This window comes from Spirosoma harenae, assembly GCF_054776975.1.
The window spans coordinates 70426-89989 of record NZ_BAAHBD010000012.1 but is presented as its reverse complement, the minus strand read 5'-3'; the positions used below and the strand labels follow the sequence as shown (position 1 = coordinate 89989).

18 protein-coding genes are annotated in these 19564 nt (G+C 45.2%); 12 read left to right on the top strand and 6 right to left on the bottom strand.

Annotation, left to right across the window (positions count from 1 at the left end; all coding sequences use genetic code 11):
- Positions 1–3: 3 nt before the first annotated feature.
- From efp to ACYVE4_RS18120, 8 genes are all read left to right on the top strand, one after another.
- The gene (gene efp / locus ACYVE4_RS18155) at positions 4–567 is read left to right on the top strand and encodes an elongation factor P (RefSeq protein ID WP_461041613.1); all 564 of its coding nucleotides are present in this window, start codon (positions 4–6) and stop codon (positions 565–567) included.
- Between the two features lie 92 nt (positions 568–659).
- A complete protein-coding gene (accB, locus tag ACYVE4_RS18150; RefSeq protein ID WP_461041612.1) occupies positions 660–1148 on the top strand; it encodes an acetyl-CoA carboxylase biotin carboxyl carrier protein in 489 nt (162 codons plus the stop codon).
- A 98-nt stretch (positions 1149–1246) separates the two neighbouring features.
- On the top strand, positions 1247–2590 hold the full coding sequence (gene accC, locus ACYVE4_RS18145) for an acetyl-CoA carboxylase biotin carboxylase subunit (protein ID WP_461041611.1): 1344 nt from the start codon (positions 1247–1249) through the stop codon (positions 2588–2590).
- A 184-nt stretch (positions 2591–2774) separates the two neighbouring features.
- A complete protein-coding gene (locus ACYVE4_RS18140) occupies positions 2775–4427 on the top strand; it encodes a sodium/sugar symporter (RefSeq protein ID WP_461041610.1) in 1653 nt (550 codons plus the stop codon).
- A gap of 6 nt (positions 4428–4433) precedes the next feature.
- Positions 4434–5522 carry a serine hydrolase domain-containing protein gene (locus ACYVE4_RS18135; protein WP_461041609.1) on the top strand — a complete coding sequence of 363 codons (1089 nt, stop codon included), beginning with the start codon at positions 4434–4436 and terminating at the stop codon, positions 5520–5522.
- Positions 5523–5604: 82 nt separating this feature from the next.
- On the top strand, positions 5605–6459 hold the full coding sequence (locus tag ACYVE4_RS18130; RefSeq protein ID WP_461041608.1) for an inositol oxygenase family protein: 855 nt from the start codon (positions 5605–5607) through the stop codon (positions 6457–6459).
- 57 nt (positions 6460–6516) lie between these two features.
- Positions 6517–6777, top strand: a complete 261-nt coding sequence (locus tag ACYVE4_RS18125) for a hypothetical protein (protein ID WP_461041607.1) — start codon at positions 6517–6519, stop codon at positions 6775–6777.
- Between the two features lie 91 nt (positions 6778–6868).
- On the top strand, positions 6869–8272 hold the full coding sequence (locus ACYVE4_RS18120; protein ID WP_461041606.1) for a high affinity choline transporter 1: 1404 nt from the start codon (positions 6869–6871) through the stop codon (positions 8270–8272).
- Here the strand turns inward: ACYVE4_RS18120 and ACYVE4_RS18115 are convergent.
- From ACYVE4_RS18115 to ACYVE4_RS18105, 3 genes are all read right to left on the bottom strand, one after another.
- Complete coding sequence (locus ACYVE4_RS18115; RefSeq protein ID WP_461041605.1) at positions 8241–8687, bottom strand: DinB family protein; 447 nt, start codon at positions 8685–8687, stop codon at positions 8241–8243. The two genes, ACYVE4_RS18120 and ACYVE4_RS18115, sit on opposite strands and share 32 nt — an antisense overlap.
- A gap of 18 nt (positions 8688–8705) precedes the next feature.
- A complete protein-coding gene (locus ACYVE4_RS18110) occupies positions 8706–9158 on the bottom strand; it encodes an NUDIX domain-containing protein (RefSeq protein ID WP_461041604.1) in 453 nt (150 codons plus the stop codon).
- 100 nt (positions 9159–9258) lie between these two features.
- Positions 9259–9765, bottom strand: a complete 507-nt coding sequence (locus tag ACYVE4_RS18105) for a Dps family protein (protein WP_461041603.1) — start codon at positions 9763–9765, stop codon at positions 9259–9261.
- Between the two features lie 124 nt (positions 9766–9889).
- Between ACYVE4_RS18105 and ACYVE4_RS18100 the strand changes: the two genes are divergently transcribed.
- A complete protein-coding gene (locus ACYVE4_RS18100; RefSeq protein WP_461041602.1) occupies positions 9890–10090 on the top strand; it encodes a hypothetical protein in 201 nt (66 codons plus the stop codon).
- Positions 10090–10485 (top strand): type II toxin-antitoxin system death-on-curing family toxin, encoded by a 396-nt coding sequence (locus ACYVE4_RS18095; protein ID WP_461041600.1) that lies wholly within the window; start codon positions 10090–10092, stop codon positions 10483–10485. The genes ACYVE4_RS18100 and ACYVE4_RS18095 overlap by 1 nt, the downstream gene beginning before the upstream one ends.
- Before the next feature lie 14 nt (positions 10486–10499).
- On the opposite strand, the gene lhgO is transcribed toward ACYVE4_RS18095, so the two are convergent.
- On the bottom strand, positions 10500–11690 hold the full coding sequence (lhgO, locus tag ACYVE4_RS18090; RefSeq protein ID WP_461041599.1) for an L-2-hydroxyglutarate oxidase: 1191 nt from the start codon (positions 11688–11690) through the stop codon (positions 10500–10502).
- 201 nt (positions 11691–11891) lie between these two features.
- Positions 11892–13151: an anthranilate phosphoribosyltransferase gene (locus ACYVE4_RS18085; protein WP_461041598.1), complete on the bottom strand. Its 1260-nt coding sequence runs from the start codon at positions 13149–13151 to the stop codon at positions 11892–11894.
- Positions 13152–13618: 467 nt separating this feature from the next.
- On the opposite strand from ACYVE4_RS18085, the gene ACYVE4_RS18080 reads away from it, so the two are divergent.
- The gene (locus tag ACYVE4_RS18080; RefSeq protein ID WP_461041597.1) at positions 13619–17155 is read left to right on the top strand and encodes an SNF2-related protein; all 3537 of its coding nucleotides are present in this window, start codon (positions 13619–13621) and stop codon (positions 17153–17155) included.
- A 112-nt stretch (positions 17156–17267) separates the two neighbouring features.
- Here the strand turns inward: ACYVE4_RS18080 and tpiA are convergent, their stop codons facing one another.
- Positions 17268–18032, bottom strand: a complete 765-nt coding sequence (gene tpiA / locus ACYVE4_RS18075) for a triose-phosphate isomerase (RefSeq protein WP_461041596.1) — start codon at positions 18030–18032, stop codon at positions 17268–17270.
- 247 nt (positions 18033–18279) lie between these two features.
- Between tpiA and ACYVE4_RS18070 the strand changes: the two genes are divergently transcribed.
- On the top strand, positions 18280–19545 hold the full coding sequence (locus ACYVE4_RS18070; protein ID WP_461041595.1) for a retropepsin-like aspartic protease: 1266 nt from the start codon (positions 18280–18282) through the stop codon (positions 19543–19545).
- Positions 19546–19564: the final 19 nt, after the last annotated feature.

The window sequence follows — 19564 nt, the reverse complement described above, 5'->3', positions numbered from 1 at the left end:
AACATGGCAACGACCGCAGACATCCGCAACGGACTGGTCTTAAACTACAACAACGACCTTTTTCAAATTACTGAATTTCAACACGTAAAGCCTGGAAAAGGCGCGGCATTCGTTCGAACGAAACTAAAAAGTCTGACAACCGGACGTGTTATCGATAATACGTTCAATGCTGGGGTAACGATTTATCCAGTTCGTGTTGAGCGTCGGAAATTCCAATTTCTTTACAAGGACGAAGCTGGCTATAATTTCATGGATCAGGAGTCGTTCGATCAGATTAACCTCGACGAAAAAATCGTTGAAGGCGCTGATTTAATGAAAGAAGGTCAAGAAGTTGAAATGCTGATCAACGCGGAGAATGAAACGCCGTTATCGTGTGAGCTTCCTCCTTTTGTTGAACTAGAAGTAACTTATGCAGAGCCCGGAATTAAAGGTGATACGGCCAACAGTCCTAAAAAACGCGTTGAAGTGGAGTCGGGCGCTAAAATTATGGTACCGCTTTTCATCGATTCTGGTGAAAAAATTCGGGTTGACACACGTACCCGCGAATACGTTGAACGAGTGAAATAAAGATCATTAAACAGTTCGTTCACAAGACAGTTAGAGAATAAAACCACGTTTTCCTAACCTACCTATCACTCAAACTGTGTGACTGCCCAACTATGACAACACAAGACATACAGCAACTTATTGACTTCATCTCACAATCAGGACTAGACGAAGTTAACATTGAAACAAACGACCTGAAAATCAGCGTTAAACGGTTTGGTGGAAGTGCTCCTGTGGCTGCTCCTGCACCTGTTGCGCCAGCTATTTCGGCTCCCGTCGCTCAAGCACCTGCTGTTCAGCAGCAAGCTGTAGCCCCAGCTGTATCTACGCCAGCGGTTGCGCCCAAAGCAGATACGTCAAACTACATTACCATCAAATCGCCGATGATCGGTACCTTCTATCGGTCAGCGAATCCGGAATCACCAATGTTCGTTGAAGTCGGCGATAGCATCTCGGAAGGAAAAGTGGTATGTATTATCGAAGCCATGAAACTCTTCAATGAAATCGAGTCAGAAGTATCTGGCCGTATCGTGAAGATCCTGGTTGAAAATGCAACCCCCGTCGAATACGACCAACCGCTGTTTTTGGTAGAACCCATCTAATTAATGATTGAATGATTGAGTGATTGAGTGATTGAATGGCTGATGCAGTTTATTTATTCAATCATTCAACCATTCAATCATTCAATCATTCAGTTTTTATGTTCAAGAAAATTCTCATTGCCAACCGCGGAGAAATCGCGTTGCGAATTATCCGTACCTGCCGTGAAATGGGCATTAAAACGGTGGCCGTTTTTTCAACTGCCGACCGAGATAGTTTACATGTACGCTTTGCGGATGAAGCCGTTTGCATTGGCCCGCCTATCAGCAAGCAATCTTATTTAAGCATTCCTAATATTATTTCGGCGGCCGAAGTCACTGGTGCCGATGCAATTCACCCTGGCTACGGTTTTTTATCCGAAAACGCTGAATTCTCCCAAATCTGCGCCGATTACGGCATCAAATTCATTGGGGCTACTGCCGAACAAATCAACGGCATGGGCGACAAAGCGACCGCTAAAGCGACCATGAAAATGGCTGGCGTTCCAGTTATTCCTGGATCAGATGGATTGCTTGAATCCGTTGAGCAGGGCAAGAAATTGTCGGCTGAAATGGGCTATCCGGTCATTGTGAAAGCTACCGCCGGTGGTGGTGGTCGCGGTATGCGGATTGTCCGGTCAGAAGGCGAATTCGAAAAAGCGTGGAACGATGCTCGTACGGAAGCCGGTGCAGCTTTTGGGAATGACGGGTTGTATCTGGAAAAATACGTAGAGGAGCCTCGCCATATTGAAATCCAGATTGTTGGTGATCAATACGGTAAAGTTTGCCACTTATCGGAGCGTGATTGTTCGATTCAGCGCCGGCACCAAAAGCTAGTTGAAGAAACTCCCTCGCCGATTGTTTCCGATGAACTTCGTCAGAGAATGGGTGAAGCGGCTATTAAAGGCGCGCAAGCCATTGGCTATGAAGGTGCTGGTACGATTGAGTTTCTGGTCGACAAGCATGGGGAGTTCTATTTCATGGAAATGAACACCCGGATTCAGGTCGAGCACCCAATTACGGAAGAAGTAACGGATTTCGATCTGATTAAAGAGCAGATCAAAGTAGCTGCCGGAACCGAGATTTCGGGACGTAACTACACCCCAAAACTGTACGCGATGGAGTGCCGGATCAATGCCGAAGATCCCGCCAATGGATTCCGCCCATCACCCGGTAAAATCACCAATCTGCACTTCCCCGGCGGACACGGCGTTCGGATCGACAGCCATGTATACACGGGATATACCATTCCGCCGAATTACGACTCCATGATTGCGAAATTGATTGTATCGGGCCAATCTCGGGAGGAAGTTATTACTCGTATGAAACGTGCGCTTCAGGAATTTGTAATTGAAGGAATTAAAACGACGATTCCATTCCATATTCGATTAATGGACGATCCGAAGTTCCAATCTGGTCAGTTCACAACGGCGTTTTTGGAAACGTTTGATTTTAGTAAACTGTAAAAATCCTCGTATCTGTGTCCTCACGGATACCTGTGCGCCAGCAGCAGTTACCAGCTGGAAACATGTCTGTAAGGACACAGACACGGGAAGTCACTCGACGATAAAGTCGCGAATAGGTTAGAAAAAACGAGGTGTCTTGCTTTAGAGCGTAAGACACCTCGTTTTTTTCGTTTTACCCGCCTTCATGAATCATCTCGCGACAGCCGATTACATTGTTTTCTTCACTTATTTCATCATCGTTGTAGGGTACGGATATTGGATTTACCAACGAAGACGTTCGGCGCAAATGAGCACGACCGACTTCTTTCTGGCTGAAGGTTCGTTAACCTGGTGGGCTATTGGTGCATCGTTGATTGCATCGAATATTTCAGCCGAGCATTTCATCGGCATGGCTGGTTCGGGATTTGCGATGGGCTTGGCCATTTCCTCCTATGAATGGTTTGCAGCCGCTGTTTTAATCATCGTAGCCGTATTTTTCATCCCGATCTATCTTCGAAATCATATCTACACCATGCCGCAGTTTCTGGCCCAACGCTATAGCGATACGGTCAGTACAATTTTGGCGATATTCTGGCTGGTCGTATATGTACTCGTCAATCTTACGTCGATCCTGTATCTGGGGGCGATTGCCATTGAATCACTAGTTGGCATTTCCTTCACGGCCTGTACGATTGGGCTGGCTATTTTCGCCATTTTCATTACCCTTGGCGGTATGAAGGTGATCGGCTATACGGATGCGCTTCAGGTACTCGTGCTTATTTTGGGTGGATTGGTTGTTACGTATCTAGCCTTAGAGTTGGTATTTCAGAAAACAATTGCCAGTGGTAGCTCTACAACTGATGTTTGGGCAGGGCTGCTATCACTTCGTAATCAGGCTGGCGATCACTTTCACATGTTCTTCCCAAAAGGTCATCAATATTATGATGTATTGCCTGGTATGGCCTTGGTAACGGGCGGTATGTGGCTCAATAACCTGTATTATTGGGGTTGCAACCAATACATTGTTCAGCGTGCATTGGGGTCGGACCTCAAAACGGCCCGGAGCGGCATTTTATTCGCAGCTTTTTTAAAGCTGATGATCCCGCTTATTGTCGTTATCCCAGGCATTGCCGCTTTCGTTTTGTATCAGGAAGGTACATTTCGCGACGCCATGACCGACGCTTCAGGCGTTGTCAAACCTGATCATGCCTATCCTGTATTGATGAATTTACTGCCTGTAGGTATGAAAGGGCTAGCCTTTGCCGCGTTGACAGCCGCGATTGTCGCTTCGTTAGCCAGCAAATGCAATTCGATCTCGACAATTTTCACCCTCGATCTTTACAAGAAATACGTCGATAAAAATGCATCCGATCGGAAGCTGGTCAATGTTGGACGCTGGGCCGTTATCGTATCGTTTGCCATTGCGATTGGTCTGGCTCCTATGCTCCGGTCGCTCGATCAGGTGTATCAATACATTCAGGAGTACACCAACTTCGTTACACCAGGCATCTTCGCTATTTTTCTGCTCGGCTTTTTCTGGAAACGGGCAACAAACCGAGCTGCGCTAACTGTAGCTATTCTAACGCTTCCGCTTTCAACGCTACTCAAATTCTGGCCGGAAGTGATGAGCATGGTCAATGTTGAAGCCGATCCTATTCCGTTTCTGCACCGGACAACCTGGGTTTTCTGTATTGACGTCGTGTTGATGGTTCTTGTTTCCTTAACTGATCCGGCGAGTCATACACCCAACGAGGACATTATTGTCGATAAAAGTCTTTTCCGCGTAACCCCTTCTTTCGTGGTTGGCTCAGTTGGAATTTTCAGTATTTTGGCGGTATTGTACACCGTTTTCTGGTAGAAATTAATGCTAAAATTTCTGATGGCTGGTTTTCTTCTGCTGTCGACAGTAGCCGTAGCGCAACTCCGCCAACGGCTCGACTCGCTGATGAAAGCGATGACGCAGCCGAACCAACCCGGTGCAGCACTGCTGATTGAAATCGACGGAAAAATCGTGTACCGTAACGGGTATGGTTTGGCGAACGTAGAAACCAAAACACCTATAACGCCAACGACCAATTTCCGAATGGCTTCCGTTTCGAAGCAATTTACAGCGATAGGAATTCTATTGTTGGAAAAAGACGGGAAATTATCGTTGGATGATTCTCTTATTCGGTACTTTCCAGAATTTAACGGCGAGGTGGGCAGAAAGGTACAAATCCGTAATCTGCTAACCCATTCGTCTGGGATTCTCGACTATGAATCGGTGATGAATCCCAGGCAAAAGATTCAATTGCTGGACGCTGACGTACTTACGCTGCTGAAAGATCATGATTCGCTTTACTTTGAGCCAGGAAGCCAGTTTCGTTATAGTAATTCTGCCTATTGTTTATTAGCCTTATTGATTGAGCGTGTATCTGGAAAATCGTTCGCAGAATTTATTCGGGAGCGTATTTTTCAGCCGTTGAAGATGGTAAATTCAACGGTTTACGAAGCGGGAAAACCAATCGCAAATCGAGCAACGGGCTATCGAAAAAAGGGAAGCGCATTTGTTTTTTCGGACCAGAGCGTAACTAGTGCAACAAAAGGCGATGGAGGAGTGTATACATCGTTGGAAGACTATCAGAAGTGGGCAGATGCATTGCGTACTAACCAACTACTCGATTTAAAAACAGCGTTGGCTCGTACTGAACATACTATTCCGCAAGCGAAAGGTAGTTATTATACGGCTGGCTGGTTTTTCCGACAGCCAACAAATCCCGTTTTATTCCATTCAGGTAGCACCTGCGGCTTTAACAATTTCGTAGTGCTGATACCCGATAAAAAGTTTTTAATGGCGTATTTTTCCAACAAAGCCGATAACAAAGCCAACGCAGCTGCCGTATTAAAACTTCTGGCCGATAGTGGTCAGTCTGAATTGATAGATATACTCGCATTGGATAAGCTGACCCAATAGTAACTTCTGGCTTAACCTTTGCTCTATCATATTGGTTTACAGGAATAATTTTTTGAAATTTGTTGTCTAAATTTTATTAACCATGATTAGCGAAACCGCCCCTCTTGCCAGTCTTGATGTGTGGGAAGATGACGTACTGAGCCGTTACCCCCAACCAGAGCATAAAGCGAAGGAAGACTACCGAAACTACGATACGCCCGAGCGTGATACAGTTCGGGAGTTCTACCGACTGAACCACACGTACCAGACGTACGACTTCGTTCGGGAGAAGGAGCGTGAGTTTCTTAAATTCGATAAAAAGGAATTACCCGTTTGGGGCGCCATGGAGTTCCTGAACACCCTCGTCGATGATTCCGACCCAGATACCGATCTCGACCAGCTTCAACACCTTCTCCAAACTGCTGAATCCATTCGCGCGGATGGTCACCCAGATTGGTTCGTGTTGACCGGATTCCTGCACGATATGGGCAAAGTATTGTGCCTGTTCGGCGAGCCACAATGGGCTGTTGTCGGTGATACATTCCCAGTTGGATGCGCACATTCAGATAAAATCGTTTATCCAGAATATTTCGCAAATAACCCCGACAGCTACGACGAGCGCTTCAACACGAAATATGGTGTTTACGAACCCAATTGCGGACTTCGTAATGTACATATGTCGTGGGGCCACGATGAGTACCTGTATCAGATCATGAAGGATTACATGCCTGAGCCAGCTCTATACATGATGCGCTATCACTCGTTTTATTCGCAACACCGCGAAGAGGCTTATAATCACCTGATGGACGATCATGACCATGAGATGTTCAAATGGGTGCGAAAATTCAATCCATACGATTTGTATTCGAAGAGCCCAAAGCCACCGGTTGTTAGCGAACTGAAGCCTTATTATGAGGATTTGATCGCGAAGTATTTGCCAACGAAGTTGCGGTTGTAAAAGTATATAAGTAAACTTGCTTCGATAATTAGTACCCATCGAAAGTGAATTCTACCTATGTATCTTGAAGAACGTATTGAGCAAGTTGAACGTCAAAATGCAACCACAGCACGCGCTGTAGCTGATCTTACAGTTGATGTTAGAACCATCCGTCGTGATCAAACTGAAGGTTTTAAGCAGATTAATACCCGTTTTGACAAAGTTGAGAATCGTCTAGACAAAGTTGAACAGGATATTGTCGAATTAAAGCAGGATGTGGGGACAATTAAGCAGACGCTGCAATTAGTACTAACATACTTGCACGAGAAATTACCTTAGACGTATCAACTTGCGGTCAGAAATTACTGAGTCCCAAAGTACATAAAGAATATTTATGTACTTTGGGACTCAGTGTTTTTAGCCACTTACCATGCTCCTCTTTTTAATCGGTCTTTATTTGCTTTCAAATGTAGCTGTAGGTGCCTGGGCCGCCCGAAAAGTAACTTCGTCGCAGGATTTTGTACTGGCAGGCCGGGGATTACCTTTGTTCTTGGCAGCTTCTGTAACCTTTGCCACCTGGTTTGGCTCCGAAACCATTATGGGGGCACCCGCTATGTTTGTTGAGGGGGGATTTCTGGCAGTCATTGAGGAGCCGTTTGGATCGGCTTTATGCTTATTTCTGGTGGGGGCTTTTTTCGCTCGCCCTCTTTACAAACTTAATATCACCACCTTCTGCGATTACTTCCGAATTCGTTACGGGCGAGCAGCCGAGCTTTTATCCGCAATCATGGTGATTCCTTCGTATTTTAGTTGGATTGCCGCCCAGCTTGTAGCCATTGGCATTGTGTTGAGTGTCGTGACGGATGTACCCCGTGAATACTGCATTATTGCAAGTGCAACTATCGTGATGATTTATACCCTGCTGGGGGGCATGTGGTCTATCTCGGTAACCGATTTCTTTCACAATCTCATTATCATTCTAGCACTAGCCGTATTAGCTGTTTTGCTGTGGAATGATGTAGGTGGCTGGGAAACGATTCAGAAATGCACACCAAGCGGCTTTTTCCGTTTTCTACCGGATTCGACAAGTAAAGATTGGCTTGCCTATATTGCCGCCTGGATAACAATCGGACTAGGGTCAATTCCTCAACAGGATGTTTTTCAGCGGGTAATGTCAGCCAAGACTGAAACGATTTCCGTCCGGGCCTCTTATTTAGCTTCAGGTATGTATCTGACGATAGCCATGCTCCCGCTATTTATTGCCCTAAGTGCAAAGCTCCTGCACCCTGATTTACCCAAGGACAATCAGCTTATTATTCCAAATATGGTAATGCGACATGGTAGTTTACCGTTACAGGTACTATTTTTCGGAGCCGTTACCTCTGCCATTTTGAGCGTTTCAAGCGGGGCAATTCTGGCACCTTCTACAGTTTTTGGCGAGAATGTTATGAAATTCTTTCGACCTGATATTAGCGATAAGGATTTATTGAAAACTATCCGTTGGGCTGTAGTTATTATTACAGTCGTTTGCGTACTGATCAGTACCATGCGCAACACGAATATTTTCGATCTTGTTGGCGAATCGTCGGCCTTTAGCTTGGTATCGTTATTTGTTCCTTTAGCTGCCGGAATCTATTGGAAACGAGCGAATTTGACGGGTTGCCTTTGCTCAATGGGTATCGGTTTTGTTGTCTGGTTATTTTGCCTGTGGCAGGAAACCGAACATTCGCCTATGCTCTGGGGATTGCTAACCAGTACGATTGGAATGGTAGCTGGTAGTTTAGCAAGCTCCTCTACCGCAACTACACATCAAGCAACCGTCGGTGGTAATTAATCTGGCCCAGATGATAGGTTAGATGGGTCATTAAATGAACTAGAAAATACGCTGTCGATGTCGGTTTATCGAAAACCAGCATCGGATATTCGGCTTCAAGTTGGGTATCGGTTAAGTTTGACAACCCTTTTTCAACCGTTTCCATCGTTTCTTCAATTTTCGTTATGAGGTCAGTACGAGGAATATCTTTTAGCGAAAATTCCAGTTCACGATTGCGGATATAACCCGTTTTACCGAATTCAGCACCAATATAAGTGTTCAAGTTTCCGATCAGGTGAAGACATAAATTACCTGCTGAATTGGCAATATTCTTTTCGATATACCAGATCTTTTTCTCGTCTTTATACAGACTTATTTCCTGCCTTAATTTAATAAGGTCACGCTGAAATAGCGTTTTCAAGGTTTGGATAAGCATACAATTTGTTTTTGGTATCTACCCGAAATATTGCTGCTCGATTCGCCCAATATACCCTAAATTGATTGCGCTATTAAACCAGTCCTGAATGTTTTTACCGACATTGGGGTATAAATTTAGGTTAGGCAATTCGTCCAGCGATTTCCAGACGATCTCCAGCGCCGTAGTTTCAGCAGGATTCAGGGTGGGCTCTCCTTGTAAATTTCGGGCAGCGAAGACAACATGCAATACATCATCGTTCCGTTGTGAGAGAAGCATTTCGCCCGCCAGAATCATTTCACCCACATCAACCGAAACGCCTAGTTCTTCTCGAATTTCCCGAAAAATCGTTTCAGGAAGAATCTCGTTGCGATCAGGATTGCCGCCGGGTAAGGCGTACACGTCTTGACCGCTATAGCAATAACGCATGAATAATATCTCTATTTGATTGGCATTTTGACGCCAGATTAGTGCGGATGGTCGAACTTTCATAGGGCCAACTTATAAAAGAGCGGTCGTCTTTCCCAACTTATAGCTGGAAAAAACGACCGCTTAACATAAAAACTGTTTAGGTCTCTAAGACCTAAGCGGTTTAATTCAAATCTCGGCTGGTTTCAAAAAGGAACCAGACACGACGTTCGGTTTCGTCAATAAAATTCTCAAGCAAACTGGCTGTGGCTACATCTTCGGCGTCATCCGCAATCTGGTGTGCATCACGCATACTTTTTGCCATTTTTCTATTCTCATTTTCCAGCTCTTTGAGCATATCGATTGGCGCTACGAAATCTTCGTCGTTATCTTTTACCCGCTGTAACTGAGCAATATGCGCCACGGATCGTATGGTATTCCCGCCAATTTTCCGAACACGTTCTGCTAAGGGATCAATCGTAGCAAAAATTTGATCGGCCTGTTCATCTAATAGCAAATGATAATCACGGAAATGGCGACCAGATACGTGCCAATGGAAATTTTTGGTTTTGATGTAAAGCGCAAAGGCATCGGCAACCAGCCGATTTAAGGATTCAGCGACTTTTTCCCGACCTTTCTCCTTTAAATCGGAAGGAGTATCCAACTCGTCAACTTGATTGATAGCTTTCATAGTGATTGTGTTTTAGGCTAAAAACTGCTCCATACAAACATCAATTGCTATCGTATTGTTCGAGCCATAAACCGAACCGCTTGCCCTACCACAATGTTACTATCTTTGTAAAAATACAACTGCTATGACAGCCCTGGACCGAGAAGAAGTGAAGAGTATTGTTCGCGAGTTGATGCAGGAGAATAAAGATTTCTTCAAAGATATCGTACGTGAGATTATTCAAGAAGACACCGAGACCTCTCAGCTCGATCGAAAGGCTAAAATTGATGCTATTGTAAAGCGAGATTTTAAACGTTATGAAAATGTCTTCAAAGCACTAGCATAATGGAGTATTTGGAGAAAGAAGACATCTTACATATCAATTTCTTAACCATTCAGCATGTGGGTGGCAATTTTGTCCTGCCGAGCAATTTTCTACATGAAGAAAACCTAGATTATCTGCTGGAAGCCGTGCAGGCTGAAATGTTCGGTGAGCCACTATACCCTACAATCCATCAGAAAGCGGGTCTATATATGTACAATATCATCTGCAATCATATCTTTCAAGATGGTAATAAACGAACAGGTCTAGAAGCAGCCTTACTTTTTTTACAGCTGAATAACTATGATTTGGTGATGGACGATGAGCCACTAATTCAGTTTACGCTGGAAGTAGCATCAGGTCAACATTCGCTTGAAACTGTTCAGGAGTGGTTTCAAGCGAATATTCAACCATTGTAATTTATAATTCTTACTTAAAAGCGAGCTAGTGCTTTCTCCGAAACTGTTTTCCCAATTGATAGTGACGATGTAGCGGCTGGCGATGGGGCATTGACAACGTTGATCGCTTTGTCGGTTTCCAGAATAGCAAAATCATCTAATAATCCCCCGGTTCGGTCGCAGGCTTGGGCGCGAACGCCCGCTCCGCCCGGTTCCAGATCAGCTTCCTGAATTTCGGGAATTAAGGCTTGTAGAGCTTTCGTAAATGCCGATTTAGAGAACGAACGGTACATTTCGCCTAAACCCGTTTCCCAGTATTTAGCGGCTACTTTTTGGAAGCCCGGCCATGAAAGCGTTTCAAAGAGTTCTTTCAGATCAATGTCTGATTTTTTGTAACCTTCGCGCTGAAACGCCAGAACGGCGTTTGGCCCGGCTTCTACTCCTCCGTGAATCATACGTGTAAAATGCACACCCAAAAAGGGAAAATTCGGATCCGGGACAGGATAAATCAGGTTTTTAACTAAATATTCTTTGTGAGCTTTAAGTTGATAGTATTCTCCCCGAAAAGGCACAATACGAACGTCGACGGGCTGAGTGAGTTGAGCGATTTTATCCGAATATAGTCCGGCGCAGTTTATGACCAATTTTGTTTCGTAACGGCCCTTATCCGTCACCACGATACTTAGACTTGTGCCGGGCGTTACTTGGGTAACGCGTTGATTAAATCTAATTTCTCCGCCTAACTCCTGAAATTTGGTAGCGTATTTATCGGCAACCTGTTTATAATCAATAATACCGGTTTGCGGTACAAACATGCCTGCTACGCCATTTACATGAGGTTCAATCTCCCGCATTTCGGCTACGGTTAGCTTTTTCAAACCACCTAAGCCATTTTGTTGACCGCGCAGATAAAGCGTTTCCAATTGGGGAAGCTCTTCCTGTTTAGTCGCGACAACTATTTTGCCACATAGTTCATACGGAATCCCTTCCTTATCACAGAAATCGATCAGCATCCGATAGCCTTGAATGCAATTGGTTGCTTTCAGACTACCCGGTTTATAATACAGTCCAGAATGGATAACACCACTGTTATGGCCGGTTTGATGGCGAGCCACAGAGGACTCTTTTTCCAGCAGAATGACCTTTAATTCGGGGCGTTGCTGTTTCAATTGCAAAGCCGTCGCCAGTCCGACAATCCCTCCACCAATAATTACTACGTCTGTCATATTGGTACAAAGATACAGCGCAATCAAAAAAATAGGCGTAACGAAATTATCGCTACGCCCACTATCCTTTAGCTGTTGTTTACCGTTCCAGTACCTTGCTTTTAACGGGAGTTCCCTGGTTGTATTTTAGTCAAAGAGGGCGAAATACGCTTTCTAAGCCCGAATTCGGATGAAAGGTGCCTTCACTACATAAACGGCGGCTTACCGCAACTGACCTTCTATCCAGTCGAGGCCACGACCATAGAGTGCGTGAGCGAAGCGAACACGATTATCAAAATCGGAATTATCCGTTAGCCCTTCTTTCATAAACTGGCGAATGAGTCGGGCATTCTCGAGCGCTTGTGGCTGATCGTATTCCGGTTCTGTTTGTGTACGAAACGATGTAAAAGCATTTGAATCGCCTTCGAAATGCTGGTAAAATAAATGACCGCGTGCTGTTCTAACGGCACACAACACACCACATGCGCGGCTGGTTGATGGAGCCAAACTTCCCTCTTGACCCCGCTTTAGTATCATAACCCCGTCAAATCCGGCCATCATAGCTAGTTCGGCCATTTTCATCTGATACGTAATATGAAAGACGGATGTTACCAGAATTCGGGCGTGGCAAGGATTTAAGACTTTTTCAAGAGTTGCCAGAAAAGGTCGTTTAAGAATTATCTGACGACGATCTACCCATCGGTTTAGCGAAGGTGACAACGCTTTCTGATCGAGTACCCAACCAAATTTGTCCAGGGGCGTATCGAGTTCATGATTGCTCTGTAAAAACTGACATCCCAGATGCATATACAGATCAAGCGCATTAAGCGTAAATTTTGGTCCACCTGACCGCCCAACTAGTGATATGGATCCGTAGCCACGTTTCTGAAAAAAATGCGCCAGTAAAGGCGTAATCAGATAGCTATTCTCTACGCCATCAAATGGTTCTGCTAGTTGAATTAGCGGTCGATCCGCGCAGCTAATTGGTCCAAAACCTGGCGAAAAAGTTCGTTCGGCAGCACGCATCAATCCCAGATACTCATCATTGGTTTCATGGCGAACGCGCATAATGCTAGCGGCAAGTCCACGAAAAGTTTCGCAGGGCTCTTCGCCGTAGAGATAGTGGCCTAACTGCTCCGCTTCTGTCACCTGAAGATGGTCACCTCGGACTAATTTAGTAGCGATAGGCAGTAAAATTCCTGGTAAATCGGGGCAGACTTTATTAATGAAAAAGGTAGGATGCGAAAACGCCCCTTTGCCAATTACTTCTTCCAGTGTTTTCTCCTCTGGGGTTGGTCCTTTTGCCAGTAAGGCCCCCAGGAAAGCACCCTTTTGAAGCGGGTGCGTTCCTGGATCGGTCAACGCAATCCGGCATTCGGCTAGTAATTCTGGCGTAAGCGGTTTGCTGCCGTATTTGCCAATGCCAATCTGTTTGATGCCTCGCCCAAGTGGCGTTTCGGTGGGGAGATTTTCCAGAACCATACCAACAATTGAACGAATTGAACAGAGATAGGGAGTAAGTAAAAGTAAATAAAAAACAACTACTTAGTGAGCAGTTAATTCAGTTATAATCTGTTTGTTCGGCTACTTTCTTTCCTCATTAATACAGAATAGTCGTTCTGTTCAAAAAGCCAGAATCAGTCTGTTTTGTTTATTTTCCCAAAGCGTTAGAATCCATTACATTTGACTAGCCACTTCTTCTTCACTATATGTCTTCGCTTCGCCTATCACCCGATTTACGAGCTACGATTTTCGTACTAATTACCTTTTTGATCGTTTGAGCTGAAGTTACTATTATGCAGGCGCCTGTTTCTTTTTTATTAATGATCGAGTGGTTTTGATACAATGAATACAGCAAACAAAGATCGTTTAAACTCAGAATGTACGCGATTTCCGTCGTAGAAGCGTTAATACTCTACTTTTGTACCCGAATAAATCTTTCGGCATAGATGGCAGAACGGATCGCTTACGGAAAAACCTGGTGGGGTCAGGAATGGCTCAATGCGCTGGCACGCATCGACATGACGAACCGGCTGCCTCGCGGAAAAACCTACGCGAACAAAGGTGCGGTCATGGGGTTATTGATTTCTAACAATCAGATTAGTGCATCCGTAAAAGGAACGGCTCCCAGACCGTATAAAATCAAACTATCCGTTCCACTATTTGACGAACCGGAAAAGAAAGCACTTCTAACCGAAATTCGAGAAAACCCGGCAACACTAGCCCAATTGCTGAACCGTCAGCTACCTCCTGAATTAACCGATTTTGTAAGCAAACAGAGCATCAGGCTCTTTCCCCGTTCCTTCGAGGATTTATCTATGGGCTGTTCCTGCCCCGACCAGGCCGTTCCCTGTAAACACCTGGCGGCCGTTATTTACATTATTGCGAATGAGATTGATCGAAATCCATTTCTGGTTTTTCAGTTGAAAGGGCTGGATATATTGGAGGAGCTTCAGAAAGATCAGGCGAATGTAATAGGAGGGAGTATGGAGACCGTGCCTTCCTTTAAAGACATATGTACTGATGAACTGCCTGACGATGAAGATTGGCAACCTGCCGAAAAAGTGCGCGGCAGCCTGGATTTTGCTACGATTCCCGCCCTCTCAGAGCAATTGTTAGGCTTACTTTCGCCCGATGTTACGTTTACCAAAGGCGATTTTCACAAATCGCTGACTCGCGCGTACAAGTTATTTAGTAAACCTGTTGACGAAGAGAATCACTCATCAATTGAGGGGAAACCTGAATTTAGTGACAGCATTGAGTTGCAGCTCGATGAAGTCATGTCGGTGAAAAAAATCAACATCTTCAGCGAGCATGGCGAACCCCGATCGCTGAGCGGATTCAAAATGGGCAATCTGGTTCATTGGATCAGTACACTTACCGAAGCTGATTGGGCTGAAATGAGTGATTCAGTGCGTTCCTTGTATCTTACACATCAGTTTTCGGCAGCTTTACTACGACGGGGAGCAATCGTTCCTCAATTACTGCGCGTGACGCCAGCTGAAGATCAATACCGGGTTCGATGGCTACCGGCTACGCTGAACGACATGGTCAAACGGCAGACGGATTTGTTAGCCACGCAAATTCCGCCTACGTTGCTTACCGTTCGCTGGCAAAAGGAATGGCTGGCTTTGCCCGATGATCAATTAGTATTAACACTTTGTTCACTGTTTCTGCGTCGGGTCATCAAACCAACGACAATTGAACTTTGGGAACGCTGGCCACTCGAAGATGCCGACCGGCTGTTTTTTGGTGTTGAAACCTTGCGATTCGAAGGCTTTGGCCGCAAAGAAATGCCGCTGGCCATGCAGCTTTGGCTAAACGATTTCTTCCTGACTCACAAACGATTTGTACCGATTCTAGCGGTCGAAGACAATGAGCTTGGTGATGAATTTCGGCTAAGTCTGCTCATTCGTGACCGCAATGCCAATTCGACGAAAGGAACGCCTGACCCGCCAATTCCGCTGCCGGATTTGCTAACTAAGAAAAAGCATGAATCAATTCGGATGGCGGTTCTACAGGATTTGCTGGTCCTCTCACGGCATTTTCCGGATTTAGCCAAACTAACCAGGGTAGGCGGCCCTTCTTATTTGTCGTATTCACCTAGCTTATTTGTCGAGGTATTGCTCGAAACTTTACCCCGGATGCAATTACTTGGCATTGCGCTCTGGTTACCGAAATCGCTTCAGCATTGGGTTCGTCCGCAGGTGGGTGGTCGATTGAAAGCGAAGGTTACCGCTGATAATGCCTTTATGCGTTTGGACGATATGCTCACATTCGATTGGCAGGTAGCCCTTGGCGATGAGATGGTTAACGTGAAGGAATTCCAAAAGCTAGTCGGACACAGTACTGGATTGGTTAAAATAAAAGACCAATACGTACTGGTCGATCCAAACGAACTGACCAAGCTTTATAAACAACTCGAAAATCCGCCAGAACTGACCGGTTCAGACCTTCTTAAAGCGGCTCTATCCGAAGAATATAAAGGTGGTCGATTGGGCTTATCGGCAGATGTGAGAAAATTGGTAAAGAAGTTTACTGAAATTGCAGCACAGCCTTTACCCGATTCGCTAAACGCAACCCTTCGCCCTTATCAGCAACGCGGTTACGATTGGCTGATTAAAAACACAGCCCTCGGAATGGGTAGCCTTCTGGCCGATGATATGGGTTTAGGCAAAACGCTGCAAATCATTGCCTTACTGCTCAAATTCAAACAGGAAGGGCGGTTTAAAAAACAGAAAGGACTTGTTGTTTTGCCAACTACGCTTCTAACTAACTGGCAAAAAGAAATTGCTCGCTTTGCTCCTGAATTACAGCCCCGAATCTATCACGGCTCGAGTCGTAAACTACCAACAGACAAAGCTGATGAATACGATCTTCTGTTAACGACCTATGGTGTAGTCCGTTCCGATCTCGATAATCTCAAGAAATCTACGTGGGCTGTTGTCGTCATCGACGAAGCGCAGAACATTAAGAACTCAGATACGGAGCAGACAAAAGCGGTAAAAGCACTGAAAGCCCCGATTCGAATTGCTTTGAGTGGAACGCCCGTCGAGAATCGGCTATCTGAGTTCTGGAGCATTATGGACTTCGTGAATAAAGGATATCTGGGTGGGTTGACCAAGTTTAACGAAGAGTTTGGCAAGCCCATTCAGCAAGAACGCGATCATCAGAAATTGGATCAGTTTCGGCGCATTACCAGTCCATTCCTTCTTCGTCGCGTCAAAACGGACCGGAGTATCATCAGCGATCTACCGGATAAAATTGAGAACAATCAGTTCTGTTCGCTCACAACCGAACAGGCTGCTTTGTACGAAAGTGTCGTACAGGAAAGTTTACGGGCGATTTCTGAAAAAGATGATATTACCCGACGTGGTCTGGTTCTCAAGCTAATGACCGCGCTTAAGCAAATAGGCAATCACCCCTATCAGTATCTGAAGCGTGGGAACGAGGCTCCAGTCCTTTCCGGGAAAGCGACGCTATTGCTAAGCCTGCTCGAAAATATTTACGCCAGCCATGAGAAAGTGCTGATATTCACCCAGTATAAAGAAATGGGTGAATTATTGTCGAAGTTCATTGAACAGGCTTTTGGAACTCCTCCTCTCTTTCTACACGGCGGCACATCGCGCCCGGAACGTGACCGCATGGTTGAACAATTCCAAAAAAATCGGAGTGATCATACCTTTATTTTATCGCTCAAAGCTGGCGGAACGGGTCTCAACTTGACCCAAGCGAACCACGTTATTCATTACGATTTGTGGTGGAATCCAGCTGTTGAAGCGCAGGCAACCGACCGGGCGTTCCGCATTGGCCAAACGAAAAACGTACTCGTTTACCGACTGATGAATCAGGGGACGCTGGAGGAAAAAATCGACGCGATGATTCGGAGTAAAAAAGAATTAGCCGATCTAAGTGTGAAAACTGGCGAAACCTGGCTAGGTGACTTAAGCGACGCAGAACTGAAAGAATTAGTTTCGCTGGGATAAAACGAGTAAATCCGTGAGCTAACACAATGATTAACTCACGGATTTACCCGTACTGAACGACTACTTTTATCTTAAATTAGAATTGAGGAGTGCTACCACTCAATCATTGAATCTACTGCGCTGCTTTTACCACAGTTAAAAAATCAGGAGCTTTTAGCGAAGCACCACCAATTAGGCCACCATCGACATCCGTTTGGGCGAAGAGTTCGGCTGCATTTTGAGCGTTTGCACTGCCGCCGTATAAAATCGTGATGTCCTGTGCAATTTCGTCACCATATTGGCTGGCAATGTGTTGGCGTAGTTCAAAATGCATATCCTGTGCCTGGGCCGACGAAGCGGTTAATCCCGTACCGATTGCCCAAATAGGTTCGTAAGCAATGACAACCTTGGCGAACGATTCAGGAGAAAGGTGAAATAAACTTTCCGTTAGTTGATTCTTTACAAAGCCAATATAGTCGCCATTTTCGCGAAGATCACGCGATTCACCGCAGCAGAAGATGGGTGTGAGACCATTTTCCAGTGCACTATTTACTTTTTCAGCCAGTTGCGCATTGGTTTCGCCAAAATATTGCCGCCGTTCGCTATGGCCTAAGATCACGTATTCTACGCCAATCGATTTTAGCATCGGAGCTGAAATTTCGCCTGTGTAAGCGCCTGATGCTTTCTCATGGCAGTTTTGAGCACCTAGAGCAATCTTTCCGCCAGCCGCAACAGTCTGACGGGCCGTAGCCAGGTAAAGCGCAGGCGGGCAAAGAACCACCGTAACGTCTCCTGTAACTTCGGTAGTAACCATATTGATCACTTCCGACAGAAGCGCTTGAGCTTCATCGGACGTTTTATTCATTTTCCAGTTGCCAGCAACGATTTTCTTACGCATAATCAATTAATAATGAGGGAAGAAATTATTTTTATAGCCAAATAAATGGTCCGATTATTGACTATTTTCCAGCGAAAATAGGGCTTTTCGGTCGAATGCGTTCGATTGAGTGTATGAAAGTTCGTTATAGCCTGAATACGAGAGAGTAACTATATATTCTTACCAAAAACTAAGTGTAAAAATTTTGTGTTATTCGGATAAAAAATGCGTAATTTCAATGTAGTAATGTAGTAAAGCGAGAGGAGAGATGAAAACACTATTACTGTTTTTTGGGCTGGTGCTGGGCTTCCTACCCGTACAAGGAGGAGATGATAAACATCGCACTCCAGAAAAGGATCAGTATGGTTTTTTTATTGCGGGCAACCGAACCTGGACCCGTATTCCCTTTCAGCTTCACTCGAACCTGATCGTCGTTCCAGTCCGAATCAATGATTCGGATACCCTCAATTTTATTCTGGATACGGGCGTTAGCAATACGATTATTACCGACCCAGTCGCTTTTAAAAAGCAAAAACTTCAATTAACCCGCAAAGTTAAAATCAGTGGTGCTGGCGAAGGGGGCAGCCTGACCGCTTCGATTGCCATTGAAAATAATCTGACAATGGGCGGACTTAGAGCGTCGCACCATAATATTGTTATTCTGGATGAAGATATATTGAAGCTGTCCGAATATGTAGGAGCACCTGTTCACGGCATCTTTGGCTACGAAATCTTTTCCAACTTCGTCGTAAATGTTGATTTTCAGCGCCATGAGCTGATGATCATGCGACCTAGCAAATACAAATACAAAAAGAATAAAGGCGACCGATATCCGATTACCATCCAGGATACGAAAGCCTATACCGATGCGCTCTCGGTGTTCGATGGTGAAAAAACGTTGCCGTTACGGGTTGTTCTGGATACAGGAGCGGGTCATGCACTCTTACTGGATCGGTCGCGTAGTGCGGCTGCGATGCCTGTTCCAGAGAAAAGCATTCGGGCGCAACTAGGTCGGGGACTCAATGGCGTAATTAATGGTAGTGTTGGCCGAATTCAGAAAATCCGTTTTGGCCGCTACGAAATGGATAATATTCTGGCGTCGTTTCCCGACAGTATGGCGTTCGGGATGAAGCTGGTGAATATGCCCGAGCGTCAGGGAAATGTAGGATGCGAATTGCTGCGTCGATTTAATGTTACGTTCAATTATCCCGATCAATATGTCGTGATGAAACCCATCAAGCGACTGATGCGGGAGAGTTTTGAGCACGACATGAGTGGAATGGAGCTTCGAGCCCAAGGCGACCATTTTCGCAATTATTACATCGATAAAATTGTCGATGAATCGCCAGCTGCGAAGGCGGGTTTGGAAGAAGGTGATGAATTGTTGTTTGTGAATAACAGTTCGGTTCGTGATCTGACAATCAGCGAAATTTATAAGATACTCCAGAGGGGAGAAGGGCGCGAAGTGTCATTGGTGGCCCGACGAAATGGTCAGTTAGTTATCGCCCATTTCGCGCTCAAGCGATTAATCTAGCGGCATAATCCAGCTAATT

Coding starts and splice junctions, on each gene's coding strand:
- efp (WP_461041613.1), top strand. CDS start 4: ATGGCAACGACCGCAGACATCCGCAACGGACTGGTCTTAAACTACAAC.
- accB (WP_461041612.1), top strand. CDS start 660: ATGACAACACAAGACATACAGCAACTTATTGACTTCATCTCACAATCA.
- accC (WP_461041611.1), top strand. CDS start 1,247: ATGTTCAAGAAAATTCTCATTGCCAACCGCGGAGAAATCGCGTTGCGA.
- ACYVE4_RS18140 (WP_461041610.1), top strand. CDS start 2,775: ATGAATCATCTCGCGACAGCCGATTACATTGTTTTCTTCACTTATTTC.
- ACYVE4_RS18135 (WP_461041609.1), top strand. CDS start 4,434: ATGCTAAAATTTCTGATGGCTGGTTTTCTTCTGCTGTCGACAGTAGCC.
- ACYVE4_RS18130 (WP_461041608.1), top strand. CDS start 5,605: ATGATTAGCGAAACCGCCCCTCTTGCCAGTCTTGATGTGTGGGAAGAT.
- ACYVE4_RS18125 (WP_461041607.1), top strand. CDS start 6,517: ATGTATCTTGAAGAACGTATTGAGCAAGTTGAACGTCAAAATGCAACC.
- ACYVE4_RS18120 (WP_461041606.1), top strand. CDS start 6,869: ATGCTCCTCTTTTTAATCGGTCTTTATTTGCTTTCAAATGTAGCTGTA.
- ACYVE4_RS18115 (WP_461041605.1), bottom strand. CDS start 8,687: ATGCTTATCCAAACCTTGAAAACGCTATTTCAGCGTGACCTTATTAAA.
- ACYVE4_RS18110 (WP_461041604.1), bottom strand. CDS start 9,158: ATGAAAGTTCGACCATCCGCACTAATCTGGCGTCAAAATGCCAATCAA.
- ACYVE4_RS18105 (WP_461041603.1), bottom strand. CDS start 9,765: ATGAAAGCTATCAATCAAGTTGACGAGTTGGATACTCCTTCCGATTTA.
- ACYVE4_RS18100 (WP_461041602.1), top strand. CDS start 9,890: ATGACAGCCCTGGACCGAGAAGAAGTGAAGAGTATTGTTCGCGAGTTG.
- ACYVE4_RS18095 (WP_461041600.1), top strand. CDS start 10,090: ATGGAGTATTTGGAGAAAGAAGACATCTTACATATCAATTTCTTAACC.
- lhgO (WP_461041599.1), bottom strand. CDS start 11,690: ATGACAGACGTAGTAATTATTGGTGGAGGGATTGTCGGACTGGCGACG.
- ACYVE4_RS18085 (WP_461041598.1), bottom strand. CDS start 13,151: ATGGTTCTGGAAAATCTCCCCACCGAAACGCCACTTGGGCGAGGCATC.
- ACYVE4_RS18080 (WP_461041597.1), top strand. CDS start 13,619: ATGGCAGAACGGATCGCTTACGGAAAAACCTGGTGGGGTCAGGAATGG.
- tpiA (WP_461041596.1), bottom strand. CDS start 18,032: ATGCGTAAGAAAATCGTTGCTGGCAACTGGAAAATGAATAAAACGTCC.
- ACYVE4_RS18070 (WP_461041595.1), top strand. CDS start 18,280: ATGAAAACACTATTACTGTTTTTTGGGCTGGTGCTGGGCTTCCTACCC.